This window comes from Microbispora cellulosiformans (assembly GCF_008728085.1).
GTDB lineage: Bacteria > Actinomycetota > Actinomycetes > Streptosporangiales > Streptosporangiaceae > Microbispora > Microbispora amethystogenes.
Map to the genome: position 1 here is coordinate 555,930 of NZ_VYTZ01000002.1, position 14,509 is coordinate 570,438.

Annotated in this window: 10 protein-coding genes; 6 read left to right on the forward strand and 4 right to left on the reverse strand. The window is 73.5% G+C overall.

All coding sequences use genetic code 11. From position 1 onward, the window contains the following. The first annotated feature begins 175 nt into the window (after positions 1-175). Positions 176-1,186 carry a LacI family DNA-binding transcriptional regulator gene (locus F5972_RS06490; RefSeq protein WP_150932038.1) on the forward strand — a complete coding sequence of 337 codons (1,011 nt, stop codon included), beginning with the start codon at positions 176-178 and terminating at the stop codon, positions 1,184-1,186. Positions 1,187-1,211: 25 nt separating this feature from the next. On the opposite strand, the gene F5972_RS06495 is transcribed toward F5972_RS06490, so the two are convergent. Next, positions 1,212-1,787 carry a GNAT family N-acetyltransferase gene (locus F5972_RS06495; protein ID WP_150932040.1) on the reverse strand — a complete coding sequence of 192 codons (576 nt, stop codon included), beginning with the start codon at positions 1,785-1,787 and terminating at the stop codon, positions 1,212-1,214. A 186-nt stretch (positions 1,788-1,973) separates the two neighbouring features. Between F5972_RS06495 and F5972_RS06500 the strand changes: the two genes are divergently transcribed. Next, positions 1,974-4,190 (forward strand): alpha/beta fold hydrolase, encoded by a 2,217-nt coding sequence (locus F5972_RS06500; RefSeq protein ID WP_150932043.1) that lies wholly within the window; start codon positions 1,974-1,976, stop codon positions 4,188-4,190. 12 nt (positions 4,191-4,202) lie between these two features. Here the strand turns inward: F5972_RS06500 and F5972_RS06505 are convergent, their stop codons facing one another. Further along, positions 4,203-5,372 carry an MFS transporter gene (locus tag F5972_RS06505; RefSeq protein ID WP_150932045.1) on the reverse strand — a complete coding sequence of 390 codons (1,170 nt, stop codon included), beginning with the start codon at positions 5,370-5,372 and terminating at the stop codon, positions 4,203-4,205. Positions 5,373-5,752: 380 nt separating this feature from the next. Here F5972_RS06505 and F5972_RS06510 point away from each other — a divergent pair, with 380 nt between their 5' ends. Both F5972_RS06510 and F5972_RS06515 read left to right on the forward strand, forming a co-directional pair. Then, on the forward strand, positions 5,753-6,463 hold the full coding sequence (locus tag F5972_RS06510; protein ID WP_150932047.1) for a copper resistance CopC family protein: 711 nt from the start codon (positions 5,753-5,755) through the stop codon (positions 6,461-6,463). Further along, positions 6,460-7,497, forward strand: coding sequence for a copper resistance D family protein (locus F5972_RS06515; protein WP_150932049.1), 1,038 nt, complete (start codon positions 6,460-6,462; stop codon positions 7,495-7,497). The genes F5972_RS06510 and F5972_RS06515 overlap by 4 nt, the downstream gene beginning before the upstream one ends. A 6-nt stretch (positions 7,498-7,503) precedes the next feature. On the opposite strand, the gene F5972_RS06520 is transcribed toward F5972_RS06515, so the two are convergent. Then, positions 7,504-8,709 carry a hypothetical protein gene (locus F5972_RS06520; protein WP_191909970.1) on the reverse strand — a complete coding sequence of 402 codons (1,206 nt, stop codon included), beginning with the start codon at positions 8,707-8,709 and terminating at the stop codon, positions 7,504-7,506. 167 nt (positions 8,710-8,876) lie between these two features. On the opposite strand from F5972_RS06520, the gene F5972_RS06525 reads away from it, so the two are divergent. Both F5972_RS06525 and F5972_RS06530 read left to right on the forward strand, forming a co-directional pair. Then, the gene (locus tag F5972_RS06525) at positions 8,877-11,489 is read left to right on the forward strand and encodes a CocE/NonD family hydrolase (protein ID WP_150932051.1); all 2,613 of its coding nucleotides are present in this window, start codon (positions 8,877-8,879) and stop codon (positions 11,487-11,489) included. Beyond that, on the forward strand, positions 11,486-12,484 hold the full coding sequence (locus tag F5972_RS06530; protein WP_150932053.1) for an ABC transporter permease: 999 nt from the start codon (positions 11,486-11,488) through the stop codon (positions 12,482-12,484). The genes F5972_RS06525 and F5972_RS06530 overlap by 4 nt, the downstream gene beginning before the upstream one ends. 120 nt (positions 12,485-12,604) lie before the next feature. Here F5972_RS06530 and F5972_RS06535 read toward each other — a convergent pair whose 3' ends face one another. Next, on the reverse strand, positions 12,605-14,482 hold the full coding sequence (locus tag F5972_RS06535) for a sensor histidine kinase (protein WP_150932055.1): 1,878 nt from the start codon (positions 14,480-14,482) through the stop codon (positions 12,605-12,607). Positions 14,483-14,509: the final 27 nt, after the last annotated feature.

Here is a 14,509-nt window from a genome sequence, read left to right on the forward strand (position 1 = left end):
CCCTGCCCCTCGCTTGAAAGGTTTCGGCTGATATCCGAATGTTTTCGCGGACCGGAGAATATGTAACACGGTCGTTAAGCGTCAAGAGCGTTGCGGCCTTGATCACCTGCGACATCCGCGCCATCAGGAGGTATCCGGTACGGGTCCCCCGAAAGTTTCGGCTACGATCTGCAGCATGCCAGTGAAAAGGCGGGTGACCATCGCCCAGATAGCGGAGGAGGCCGGGGTCTCCGTTCCGACCGTGTCCAAGGTGATCAACGGCCGCCCCGAGGTGGCGCCGGAGACCCGCCAGCGGGTGGAGCGCCTCCTGCAGAAGCACGGCTACCAGCGCAGGACCGGGCAGGGCGACGGCCCCGTCGGCCTGCTCGACCTGGTGTTCGCCGAGATCGAGAGCCCGTGGGCCATGGAACTGGTGCGCGGGGCCGAGCAGGCCGCGCACGAGGCGGCGGCGAGTGTGGTGATCTCGGTGCTGCACACGCACGCGGGTCCCGGCCGCGACTGGCTGGAGCGCATCGCGGCACGGCGGACCGACGGCGTCATCATCGTCAGCTCACGCCTCTCCGTGCGTCAGCAGGGCCAGCTCAGCGCTCGTTCGATCCCGTTCGTCGTCGTCGACCCCGAGGGCGAGCCGCCGCCGGGGGTGGCGTCGGTCGGCGCGACCAACTGGCACGGCGGCCTGGCGGCCACACGTCACCTCCTCGACCTCGGCCACACCCGGATCGGCATGATCGGCGGGCCGCCCGACATGCTCTGCAGCCGGGCCAGGATCGACGGCTACCGGGCGGCGCTCGAGACCGCGGGGGTGTCCATCGACCCCGAGCTCATCCGGTACGGCGACTTCCTGGTCAACTCGGGTCACGACCACGGCCACTCGCTGCTCTCGCTGGACACTCCCCCGACGGCCATCTTCGCGGGCAGCGACATGCAGGCGTTCGGCGTGTTCGAGGCCGCGCGCCAGCGCGGCCTGCGGGTGCCGGAGGACCTCAGCGTGGTCGGTTTCGACGACCTGCCGCTGTCCAGTTCCGCATGGCCGCCGCTGACCACCGTACGCCAGCCTCTGGAGGAGATGGCGGCGCTCGCCGCGCGGATGGTGCTGGCCATGGGCCGCGGCGAGAACACCGAGGCCCGCCGGGTCGAGCTGTCCACCGATCTGGTGATCAGGGAGAGCACCGCCAGGCCGCGATGAGAGCCGCGACCGATCGGCCGGGCCCCTACGCTCCGGCCGCCCGGGAGGCGAGCCACTGCTCCCGGGTGATCGCGTACTCGACCTCGCCGAGATGACTGCCGGGGAGCGGTTCCTCCCAGTCCGGGTGGAACGTACGGACGTGCCGCATGCCGATCGCGCGCATCGTCGCGCGGGAGGCGGTGTTGACCGCCATCGTCTCGGCGAAGACGCGGGTCAGCCGCAGGTCCTCGAACGCGTGCCGCAGGAGTTCGCGGGCTCCCTCACTGGCCAGCCCCTGACGCCAGCGGCGGCGCAGGAGCCGGTAGCCGAGTTCGGCCTGCCCTTCGACCGGGCCCTGGTCGGCGCGGGTGGGGGGCTCCAGGATCCACCAGCCGGCGAACCGCCCGTCGACGAAACCGGCCCAGAAGCCGAGCCCGTCGACGCGCTCCGCGGCGGCGAGCCTCCGGCGATGGAGGACCTCGACTTCCGCACGGTCGCGGGCACGGCCCGTGAGATATCGCATGACCTCGGGGTCGGCGTCCAGCTCGATCTCGTCTTCGAGGTGGTCGTCGGACAGCGGGACAAGCTCGATCCGGTCGGTACGCAACGTCGCCTGGGGCATGGGGCGCATTCTCGCGCTCGGGCCGCCTCCCGGTCATCCGCTTTCCCGGGAGGGGAGCCGGTGAGCGCCGCGCTGATCGGCCAACCGATGGCGCATGTGGCGAATGTGGGCGAGATGACCAAGGGACGCGCTAAGGTTTCTGCCGATATCGCCGGGTTCGCGGGACGGGGCTGACGGTTGCGGAGTTTGCGCGGAGCGGCCGTCGCGGCATTCGTCACGGCCCTCATGCTCATGGAAGGCGCCGGGTCGGCGGCCGTCGCGGCGCCGGCGTCCGGCCGGCCCGAGGCCGCCACGGCGGCCGGGGAGACGCGGACGGCGCCGGTCGAGGAGCGGCCCTGCCCGGTGACGGTTCCCGCCGGCACGACGTGCGGCTACCTTCTGGTGCCCGAGCGGCGTGACGTCCCCAACAGCAGGACGATCAAGGTCGGGTACGCGGTGCACCGCGCCGGAGGAGAAGCGCCGGGGCAGGCGACAGGACAGGCGGGCCCGCAGGACGCCGATCCGGTCGTCTACATGAGCGGGGGCCCCGGCTCCGCCTCGCTCCAGCTCACCGGGCTGCTCACGCAGATGCTTCCCGGCCGTGACGTGGTCGTGCTGGAGCAGCGCGGCGGGCGCTACTCCGAGCCACGCCTGAGCTGTCCGGAGATCGTCGAGGGGATCGTGGACACCCTGCGCACGCCCGGCCCCACCGCGAACGAGACGGCGGCGGTCGTCCGGCGGGCGGGGGCCTGCCAGTCCCGGCTGGAGAGCGAGCACGTCGACCTGCGCGGCTACCGGACCGCCGAGATCGCGGCCGACGTCGTCGACCTGCGGGCCGCGCTCGGCTACCGGCGGTGGTACCTGTTCGGCGTCAGCTACTCGACCCGCCCGATGCTGCGGGCGGCGGCACTCGATCCCCAGGGCAGCCGGGGGATCGTGCTGGACTCCCTCCTCCCCCCGCGCGCCCGGTGGTACGACGAGTCCCCCGGCTCGCTCATGGCCACCATGGCGAAACTGGGGCTCACCAGCCGGTTCGACACCATGGTGGCCGCGCTCAACGCCCATCCGGCCGCGTACGAGACCCGGGACCCGCTGACCCGCAAGCGGCTGACCGTGTGGCTCAACGGGGACGACGTGGCCACGATCCTGGGTGAGGCCCTGCACGAGACGGACGTGATCCCGGTCATGCCGGCCCTCGTCGACGGGCTGGCCGCGGGGCGCACCGAGCTGCTGCAACCTCTGGTCGACCAGGCCGGCGACGGGCTCACCTCGCACGAGTGGGGCCTGTACTACGCGGTCCAGTGCCAGGACGAGACGCCGGGCAACTCCTTCCCCGGCTCCGCGCACCCGCGGCTGTTCACCGGGGTCGTCGACGCCGCGGTGTGCGGCGCGTGGGGGCTCCCGGCCTCCCGCACCGAACCCGACGCCCTGACCCCCGACCCGGCGGTCACCGCCGTCGGCGCGGACGCCACCATCGCCGGACGCTCCGCGGTCAGGGACACGAACGCGCGAGGTACGGGCACCCGGGGCACCACGACCGAGGCCAGCGCGACCGGCAGCGCGGCGGCCAGGACCGCCGCACCGGCCGGAAGCGGGACGACGGGGGCCACGGCGACCAGGAACACGGCCGCCGGAGGCAGAGCGGCCGGGCGCACGACCGCCGGAAACGCGGCAGCCGGGAACACGGCGATCAGGAATGCGCCTGCAGGGGGCACGGCCACAAGGGACACCGCGACAAGGGACACGGCGGCCGGGAGTGCGACCTCCGAGGGCAGGGCGGCGGCCGCGAGCGGGGTGCCGATCCTGGCTCTCGGGGGGCGCTACGACCCGACCACGCCGCCGGAGGCCGCCCGTGAGGCGGTGTCGGCGGTGCCGGGCGCCCGGTTCGTCGAGTTCGCCGGCGTCGGGCACGCGGTCTTCCTGTCGAGCGAGTGCGGCCGCCGGACGATCGCGGCGTTCCTGGCCGATCCGGCGTCGGCCACCCGGCCGTGCGACCCCGGTGCCGCGCCGTACGCGATGGTCCGGCCGGGCGATCTCCTCCTCACCTCCTCGGTCTACCGCATGCTGCGGTCGCCGGTTCCGCTCGTGATACCCGCGGCGTTCCTGCTCGTGGCCGCCGTACAGCTGCTCATGGGGCTGGTCTCCCTCCTGCGCCGCCGCGGCGGCGGGCTGAGCGCGCTCGCGGGTCTCGCGGGAGTCGTGCTCGGCGCGCTGTCGGCGCTCAGCCTGTCGGCCGTCGCCGATCCCGTCGTGCTGGCGATCGGAGTGCCTCCGGCCCTGGCGTGGTTCGGCCTGCTGGCCGTCGTCTGCACCGTGCTGTCGGTGATCGAGGCGTTCCGGCTCACCGCCGGCGCCGCGAGGATCGTCCCCGCTCTGACCGGGATGGCGTTCGTCGCCTGGCTGTACGGCTGGCTGCTGGCCTGACGGGCGTGCGGCTCAGGCCGTGTCCGGCGTGACCCGTCGCGCCCGTCCGCTCACGTGCCGGGCCACCAGCAGCAGGAGCCCGACCGAGGCCACCATGCCCGCCACGATGACCGGCACGGCGGCGCCGTACCCTGATGCGCCGGCGACGAGGCCGAACAGCGGAGGACCGAGCAGGGATCCCAGGCTGCCCATCTGGGTCACCAGGCCGTTGCCCACGTCGGCGTGGTCGAGCCGCTCCAGCACGTGCGGGAGGGCGGCGAAGACGAGGGCTCCGAGCAACCCGTTCTCCAGCGAGATCACTCCCGCGCCAGTCACAGCGGCGGCGAGGGACCCCCCACCGGCGTAGGTGAGCCAGGCGGCCGGCACGACCAGCAGCCCGGACGCCGCGAGCACCCCGAGCGGGACGCCCCTGCGGAGCAGGAGCCCCGCGGCCAGCCCTCCCGGCACCCCCAACAGCGAGATCACCGAGGTCAGGGCACCGGCGACGGTGGCCGACCGCTCGTACTGCTCGATCAAGAGCGTCGGCAGCAGCACGATCACCGGAATGGTCACCAGGACCATCAGGCAGAAGGCCACGGTGAGCAGCGCGGGCCACGCCAGCGCCCGCGCGCCGGGCACGGACCCGGCCGCGGTCTCGGGAGCGGACGTCCACGGCAGCCGCGCCCGGACGACCAACGTCATCACCAGCGTCGACCCGGCGATCAGCAGGACCCAGCCGCGCCAGCCGAGGGCGGCGCCGACCGCGCCTCCCGCGAGGGTGCTGAGTCCGATGCCCACCGGCACGAACGTCGCCCAGATGGACAGGGCGACCCCTCGATCCCGTTCGTGCGCGAGACGGAGGATCAGCGCCGGGCAGGTGATGGAGACCAGCAGGTAACCCGCGCTCTCGGCGACGCGGGACGTCAGCAGCCAGGCGAAGTCTCCGGCGGCCGCGCTCAGCGCGCTCGCCGCCACCATCAGCACGAGAGCGACGACCAGGGACCTCGCCGCGCCGAACCGGCGGACCAGGTAGCCGGCCGGCAGCCCGGCGACGGCTCCGAGCGCGACCACCGCCGAGATCACCCAGCCCAGTTGCGTCAACGACAGCCCGAGCTGGGCCGTCATCTGCGGCCCCACCGAGGAGAACTTGCCGAGGCTCATCGACGCGGCGACCCCGGCCAGGTAGATGACGAAGATCGTCACCCATGACGAGCGCGGCGTCGACGCTCTTCCTCGGGCCGGGTCGCGCTGGGATTCGCCTGACGAGGGCTGGGGGGTCAAGAGGCTTCTCCTCGGGTCGTGACAGTGGCCGGTGGTCGTGCCCCCCCATGCTGGCCTCCGCCCGGCGCGCGCTCAACCGGCGGTCCCAGCCGTACGCGCCCCGCCCGAGGCATCCGGGGCACGCGATCAGTGGGACCATGTCAGGGTCGGTGCCCGGCAAAAGGAAGGCAAGGCAGGTGGACCAGGTCGCACGCGCCCGGACGTGCCACGACGCCCCGGCCCCGCGCGGTGGCCGGCGTACGGCCGGACGAACCGCCCCGCCCGCGCCCGCCCCGCTTGAGCCACGGAGGCCCACGCGGCTCGTGCCGCCCGCGCCCGCCCAGAGCGTGTCGCAGGTGCTCGCCCGGCGCCTGTCACGGGTGCTCGCCCTGCGCGTGCCGTCTCTGCTCGCCCTGCTCGCGCGGCCCGTGCTCGCCCTGCTCGCTGCGCCTGTGCTCGTCCTGGTCGCTGTCACCCTGGTCGCGACGCCCGCGAGCGCGCACAACGTGCTGGTGTCCAGCGACCCCAAGGACGGCGCCGCACTCGACAGCCTGCCCCACACCGTCACGCTCACGTTCGACCAGGCGGTGCGCCGGGACTTCGCCCGGATCGCCGTCACCGGGCCGGACGGGGCGCACTACGAGGACGGGGACGTCACCGTCGAGGGCGGGAACGTCTCGATCGCGGTGCGACCACCAGCCCCTTGGGGGAAGGCGTTCAACGTCCCCGCCGGGTCGTACGCCATCGGCTACCGCATCGTGTCGAACGACGGGCATCCGGTCACCGGCACGATCCGGTTCACCCTGCCGACCGGCTACGTGAACACCGACGTGGTCGACGTGCAGACGGTGGACCCGAAGCCCGGCACCGGGCTTACCTCGGCGGCGGGCGGCCAGGGCGGCGGAGGCTGGGTCTGGGGGCTGCTGATCTTCACCGCGGCGCTGCTGGCGCTGTGCACCCTCGTCCTCTTCCGGCACGACCGCCGCGTGGCGAACGCGACGCCGGGCCACTCCGCCGCCGGGGAGGCCGGATGACCGCGACCACGGAGCGGCCCGCCGTGGCGGACCGTCGCGCCACGCCCGCCAGGAACCGGATCCCTGCTGCGGGGCTGACCGTGGCGGGCGTCCTCGCCGTCGTGACCGCGACGTGGCTCACCCGTACGGAGGCGGCGCCGGGCATCCCGATGCCGGGCGCGGTCGTTGAGTACGGCCTGCCGGTCGTCCGGCTCGTCCTCGACCTGGCCGCCACCGCGACCCTCGGCCTGAGCCTGCTCCCCAAGCTGCTCGGCTTCGACGATCCGGACAGGACCGAGCCCGTCGCCGCCAGGGCGCGGCACTGGGCCGTGGCCTTCTCCCTCGTCTGGTGCGCGGCGGCCCTGCTGTCGGCCGTGCTCGGCGCCGCCGAGGTCATGCCGGGAGGGGTGCCGGACGTCGCGGCGTACGTGAACGGCATCGGCTCGGGGCAGGGCATGATCGTGAGCGCGTCGTGCGCCCTGGCCAGCGCCGCCGTGGGGATGCTCGCGGTGCGCTTCGGCGAGAAGGTGCCGGCCGAGCTGCGGGTGCTCGTCGCCGGGTTCGGGCTGCTGCCGCTGCCGGTGACCGGGCACGCGTCGAACTGGTACTGGCACGACCTCAGCATGGTGTCGATGGAGCTGCACGTCATCGGCGCGTGCGCCTGGGTGGGCGGCCTGGTCGCGCTCGGCGTGCTGCTCCCGCGCCACCGCGACCTGCTCGCCTCCACGCTGCCCAGGTTCTCCCGGCTGGCGACCTACGCCCTGCTGGTGGTGGGGCTCTCCGGGCTCTTCAACGGCCTGGTGGAGCTCGCGCTCTCGCCCGGCGAGACCCTGCCCGGATCGCTCGTGACCACCCGGTACGGCTGGCTGGTGATCGCCAAAGCGGTGCTCACCGGCGTGGTCGCGCTGCTGGGGGCGAACATCCGCTGGCGGCTGCTACCGGCGATCACCCGGCGCGAGCCCGCGGCGTTCGCCGCCTGGGCCGCCCTCGAAGTGACCGTGATGGGCCTCGCGTTCGGCGTCGCGGTGGCGCTGACCCGCACACCCGTCGCCTGAACGTTCTCAGACCGGCGAGGCGGAGGCGGGCGAGCCGGAGTCTGCCGCCGCCTCCCTCTCCTGGGCGTCCCTGGCCTCCGCGTCGGCCGCCGTCAGCCCCTTGCGCCCGGCGAACCACTCGACGGCGTACCAGACGACCACCAGCCCGGCGAGCGCGTACGGCCAGGCCTCCGGCGCGTACGGCGGAGCCTCCAGCAGGAGGTCCTGCGCCATCAGGCCTCCGTACACGCCGGCGATGGCGAGCACCCCGCCCGCGAGCGGGCGCAGGAGACGGATCGGCACCAGGAAGGCCAGGTCGACGCCGATCCCGGCGAGCAGGAAGAAGAACGGGATCGCCGAGGGCGGGAACCCGCCGCCGACGAGCAGCGGCCAGATCAGGCAGCGGTAGGCGACGTAGGCCGCGGTGATCGCGGTGGCGGTGAAACGGCGGCCGGTCATCACCCGGGCGAAGACCAGGATCGCGACGCCGGCCACTCCCGCGTACACGGCGTAGACGACGTCGGGGATCGGCAGCGAGAACTTGAGCACCATCGCCCGGTCGACGGCCTGTCCCATCTGCTCGGCCGCGAAGTTCAGCAGCGTCGGCTCGGCGTACGGCTGGCCGCGGTCCCAGGAGGCCAGCTCCAGCACGCCGTACTCCTGCTGCAGCTCGGGGAAGTGCGCGTTCTCCAGGAAGAACGCGAACAGCCCGCCCAGCACCAGCGTCCGCCGCCGGCGGGTGATCTCCGCGTAGCGCCCCGCGCCGAGGTACCAGCCGCGGATCACTCCGGCGAGCATCAGCGCGGTGCCGATGTACAGCAGCGCGTGCGAGGGGCTCCACGCGGTGATGTCGATGCCGTTGACCTTGTGGTTGATCAGGTCGAGCGGGATGGCGATGAGGAAGACGCCGGTGCCCCACACGATCAGGCGGGAGGCCGCGCGGTCCACCCCGTAGCCGGTGTACCAGTGCACGATGGTCAGCGCGACGGCGATCGCCGTGCCGACGGTGTTGAGCAGGTGCGGCGGGGCCAGGTCGTCGCGCAGCCACTTGAAGTGCCACGACACGTCCCAGCTCGACCCGAGCACCTTGAGGGCGAACGCCGCGAGCCAGCCAGCGTAGAGAACCCGGAACAGGTCGGACGGGGTCTGCCTGCCCGCCTCCCCCCGGGTCCAGTAGGGAAGGGCCCACTCGGCGACGCGCGTGGGGACTTGCTTCAGCGGCGTTCCGTTCACGCGCGAAATGATGCCGCCCCCCAAGGTCAGGCGCAATCAGGGATTACCCCGATCCATCATCACGATTCGCATTCCAAGGAAGGCCGGGCAGGGTGCGGCGGACCGGTTGTCCACAGGCGCGGCGGGCTCCTCAGCCCGCTCTCAGGAGGAACAAGTAGCATCGCGACATGACGTTTCCGGGTGGGCGGCGTGCCCTCGCGATCGTGGTCACGCTGGTCATCCTGGTGGCCGGAGGGGCGGCGTGGGCCCTGTGGCCCTCCGGCCCGGCGGTCCAGGGGCGCGATCTGGTCATCCCCGTCCTCGACGGACCGTCCGGCGACCAGCGCGTCGATCTCGACGCCACCTTCTATCCCCCCGCCTCCGGCGGCAGGGCCCCCGCCGTGCTGCTCGCCCACGGCTTCGGCGGCAGCAAGGACAGCGTGCGCGAGCAGGCGGAACGGCTCGCCGGGCGGGGTTACGCCGTGCTGACCTGGTCGGCCCGCGGGTTCGGCCGCTCGACTGGCCAGATCGCGCTCAACTCCCCTGATTACGAGGTCAAGGACGTGCGGGGGCTGGTCGACTGGCTCGCCGCGCGGCCCGAGGTGCGTCTCGACTCCCCCGGCGACCCGCGGGTCGGCATCGCCGGCGGCTCGTACGGCGGGGCGATCGCGCTGATGGCGGCGGCCTACGACAACCGGGTCGACGCGATCGTGCCCCAGATCACCTGGTACGACCTCGCCGACGCGCTCTTCCCCGACGCCTCGGGCGGCGGGCCCGCCAACGGCGTGTTCAAGAAGATGTGGGCCGGCATCTTCTTCAGCGCCGCCGCCGATCGGCTGGCCCCGGACGGCGGCCCCGGCGCCGGGGGTCTGGCGGGCCTCGCGGGCGCAGCCTCCGGCGTGCCCTCCCCGGCGGCCGGAGCGGCGGAGCAGGTCCAGTGCGGGCGGTTCCTGCCGGAGATCTGCGCGATGTACCAGAAGGTGGCCGAGGACGGCAGGGCCACCAAGGAGGCGGTCGATCTCCTCCGGCGGTCGAGCCCGATCTCCGTACCCGGCCGGATCAAGGTGCCGACGCTGCTCGTGCAGGGCCAGCGCGACTCGCTGTTCCCCCTCTCGCACGCCGACGCCAACGCCCGCGCCATCGCCGCGACCGGCGCCCCTGTGGAGGTGGCCTGGTTCAACGGCGGCCACGACGGCGGCGACGGCGAGGCGGACTGGCTGTCCGACCAGACGGCGGGCTGGTTCGACCGCTATCTCAAGCAGTCGGGCTCTCCCGTCCCCGGCGGCGCGGCCTCGGCCGCGTTCACCGTGACCCGCGACGGCGGGCGCGACCCGGGCACCCGCCGTCCGGTGCTCCTGCACGCGACCGCGGGCCGATACCCCGGCCTGGCGGGCGGGGAACGCACCACGATCGCTCTGCGCGGCGCGGCCCAACCGGTCGCCAACCCCGCGGGCGGGTCGCCGGCGTCGATCTCGGCGGTGCCCGGCCTCGGCGGGCTGCTCGGCGGCGCCGGCGGCGGCAGCGTGTCGGTCGCGCTGGACATGCCCGGCCAGGCGGCCGTCTTCGAGTCCGCCCCGCTGGCCCGGCCCACCCAGGTCACCGGCAGCCCGGCCGTCCGGATCAGGGTCTACGGCACGGGCGAGGCCACGCTGTTCGCCAAGCTCTACGACGTCTCCGGAGGATCGCTCCCGGTGCTGCCGTCCGGACTCGTCGCGCCGCTGCGGGTGACCGCGAGCGAGGCGGGCACGCCGGTCACGGTGACCCTCCCCGCCGTCGACAGGCGCTTCGACGCCGGGTACCGGATGCGGGTGGTGGTGTCGACCACCGACCTCGGCTATGCGACGCCCGCCGCCCCCGCCGTCTACCGGATCGCGCTGGAGTCCCCGGCGCTGGAGGTCCCCGGGTTCGCGGCGCTGAGGACGCCCGCCACGGGTCCCGCCTGGTGGACGTGGGCCCTGCCGCTCGCGGCGATCGTGATCGCGGCGGTCCTCCTGCTGACCGGGCGCACCGCGAGGCGCGACCCGGATGCTCCCGGCGAACCGGCGGCGGACATGGGACCGGCCGAGGTGCCCCTCGTGATCAGCGGACTGGTCAAGCGCTACCGCAACGGCGAGAAGGCGGTCGACGGCCTGTCGTTCCGGGTCGAGAAGGGACAGGTGCTCGGCCTGCTCGGGCCGAACGGCGCGGGCAAGACGACCACCATGCGCATGCTGATGGGTCTCATCCATCCCGACGAAGGTGAGATCCGGATCTTCGGCACCCGGGTGGCGCCGGGGGCTCCCGTGCTGTCACGGCTGGGGTCGTTCGTCGAAGGGCCCGGGTTCCTGCCGCACCTGTCCGGGCGGGCCAACCTGGAGCTGTACTGGCGGGCCACCGGCCGGCCGCCCCAGGACTCGCACCTGGAGGAGGCGCTGGAGATCGCCGGGCTCGGCGCGGCCCTGGACCGCGCGGTGCGCACCTACTCCCAGGGCATGCGGCAGCGCCTGGCCATCGCGCAGGCCATGCTCGGCCTCCCCGACCTGCTCGTGCTCGACGAGCCGACGAACGGCCTCGACCCGCCGCAGATCGCCGAGATGCGCCGGGTGCTCAAGGCGTACGCCGAAGGGGGGCGCACGGTCATCGTCTCCAGCCACCTGCTCGCGGAGGTCGAGCAGACCTGCACCCACGTGGTCGTCATGCACCGCGGGCGGCTGGTGTCGGCCGGGCCGGTCGGCGACCTGCTCGGCGCCGCCACCACCGTCAACGGCGCCGGCCCGCGCCTGGAGGACGTGTTCCTCGACCTGATCGGAGAGCGCCGATGAGCCCGGCGGAACGACCGGCCCCGGACCTGACCGGAGAAGTCCCCGCCGCCGGGCGGGCGGTGCCCGCGCGGCACGACGGACCGGACGCACCCGGGAACGACGCGCAGGGCCACACGCCCAGACACACGCCCGGACGAGCTCCCGGAGGAGCGGCAGGGCACGCGCCCGGATACGCGCCGGGACACACGCTGCCGCTGCGGGTGGAGTTCGTCCGGCAGTTGCGCCGCCGCCGGACGATGGCGATGTTCGGCGTGCTGCTCGCCCTGCCCTGGGTGCTCGTGGTGGCGTTCCAGTTCGGCCCGGCCGGGCAGGGCCAGGGCAACCTCCGGCTGTCGGACCTCGCCACGGCGGGCGGGCTCAACTTCGCGGCGTTCGCCCTGTCGGTGTCGGCCAGCTTCCTGCTGGTCGTCGCCGTGGCGCTGTTCTGCGGCGACACGGTGGCGAGCGAGGCGAGCTGGTCGTCGCTGCGCTACCTGCTGGCCGCCCCGGTCCCCCGCGACCGGCTGCTGCGCCAGAAGCTGGTGGTGGCGCTGGCGTACTCGGCCGCCGCGGTGACCGTGCTCCCGCTGATGGCCCTGCTCGCCGGCACGCTCGCCTTCGGGTGGAACGACATCACCGTGCCGGGGACGGGCGAGGTGATCCCCGCCGCCGACGTGCTGCCGAAGTTCGCCGTCGTCATCGGATACGCCCTGGTCAGCCAGCTGGTGGTCGCCTCGGTGGCCTTCCTGCTGTCGGTGACCACCGACTCGCCGCTCGGCGCGGTCGGCGGCGCGGTCGGCCTGGTGATCGTCAGCAGCATCCTCCAGGCGGTCGAGGCGCTGGGCTCGTTGCGCGAGTTCCTGCCCACGTTCTGGAACGCCGCATGGCTCGACGCGCTCGCTCCGGAGCCCGACTACGGCGGCATGGTGAAGGGCGTGGCGATCTCGGTGACCTATTCGGCGGTCATCATCGCCCTCGCCTTTCGCCGCTTCCGGCGCCGGGACGTCGTCTCCTGACCAGGCGGCGTTTCCTGGCGAACGCCGGTCACGGGTAAGGACAGTCTCCTGACCCGGCGGCTATGACCCGGCGGCTCTGACCTGGCGCGGCGGGGCCTGGGCTCGGGGCCGCGCCAGGTGTCAGCCGCCGCCGACCGGGATGACGGCCGTCAGCGTGGTGCCACGGCCGGCCGGGCTGGTGACCTCGATCGTGCCGCCGAGGGCCTGGACGCGGTCGAGGAGACCGATGAGACCGGAGCCCCCGCTCGGGTCGGCGCCGCCCTTCCCGTCGTCGCGGATCGCGACCCGCGCGGCGTCGCCCACCGCGTCGACGTCGACGCACACCAGCGAGGCGTGCGCGTGCTTGGCGACGTTCGTCAGCGACTCGGAGACGAGGTAGTAGACCGCCACCTCGACCCGTTCGGGAAGACGCCCGTCGACCCGCACCCGCAGATCGACGGGGACCGGCGATCTGCGGGCGAGCATCTTCAGGGCCGGCGCGAGGCCGCCCTTTGACAGGATCGCGGGGTGAATGCCGCGGGACAGCTCCCGCAGGTCCTCCAGCACCAGCGTCAGGCCCTCGGCCGTTTGGGACAGCTGTTCCTTGAGCTTCGGCAGTTCGGGCGGCACGGCGCTCTCCGCCATCCGCAGTTGCAGCCCCAGGGAGACGAGGCGCTGCTGGGCCCCGTCGTGCAGGTCGCGTTCGATCCGGTGCCGGGTCTCGTCCGAGGCGGCGACCACGCGGGCGCGTGAGGCGGCGAGTTCGTCGCGGGCCTGGGCGTTGGAGATCGCGGTGGCGACGAGTTCGGTGAAGTCGCGGATGCGTTCCTCGACGTCCTCCGGCTGCGGCTCCAGGCCGCGGAAGAAGGCGATCACCACGCCCCACAGGCGGGCCTCGACGACGATCGGACTGGCGATCGCGGAGCCGACCTTCTCGTCCCCGACCCAGGTGTCCAGCTCTCCCGTCGCGCCCTCGGCCGTCCTCCCGGCCGTCCCCTCGGCCGCGGCCATCCTGGCCGGCTGTCCCGTACGCAGGACGAGGGCGGACAGGCCGTCCTCCCGGAGCGGCCGGTGCGAGCCGACCGGCGGCGCGGGGCCGTCGTCCGAGGCGCTCCAGAAGCTCATCAGGGCGACCGTCCGGTCGGGCTCGTATCGTTCGACCGCCGTGTGGTCCGCGTTCACGATCAGGCCCATCTCGCGGGCGACCGCGCCGAAGATCTCCGCCGGCCGGACGCCCCGCGCGACCAGCGTCGCGACGCGGCGCAGGGCGGCCTGCTCGTCGGCGACCCTGGCGAGCTCGTCCCGGCTCGCGGCCAGGGCGTTCCCGATGGCCTCACGATCACACGCCGCCGCGAGCACCGCCTCCAGTGAGGGCGCCACACGCTCCCGGAGACGGCGCATCGTCGCCGCCGGCAGGTCCGTGGGCGCGACGAGCGTGCCGAGCCGCACGTCGTCGTCGCTCAGCGGCAGGGTGACCTTGCCGGGATCCTCCACGCCGGCCGCTCCGAGCTCCACGGCCAGGAACGGCAGGCCGAGGCCCTGCGCCAGACGACGGGCCACGACCGGCAGCGCGGCACGCAGGTGTTCGGCGCGCAGGAGGAGACGGGCCGTGGCGGCCTCAAGATCGGCCTCGCCGCGGCGTTCCTCCGCCTCGATCAGCAGTGCCCGCATCAGCGCGGCGGCGGCGCTGACCAGCAGCCCGACGACCAGGAAGATCAGCAGCGGCATCCACGACCAGCTGCTGAAGACGGTGACCTTGTGGCGGGGCAGGATCAGGTAGAAGTCGTAGACGAAACCGCTGGCCAGCGCGGTCAGCACGCCGAGCGGCAGCCCCCACAGGTAGGAGACCACGAGAACGCCGGGCAGATAGACTACGTCCAGGGCGTTCGGGGGGGCCATCCGCTCCAGCAGGAAGGTCAGAAAAGTCTCCGCCGTCACGCATGCGACGGCGACGATGACGCCCGCCAGGAAGGGCGGGCGCGTCACGCGTAGCAGCGACGACAGCACTCGCGCGCGCATAAGCCCACGTTACGCGGCTGTTCGCAC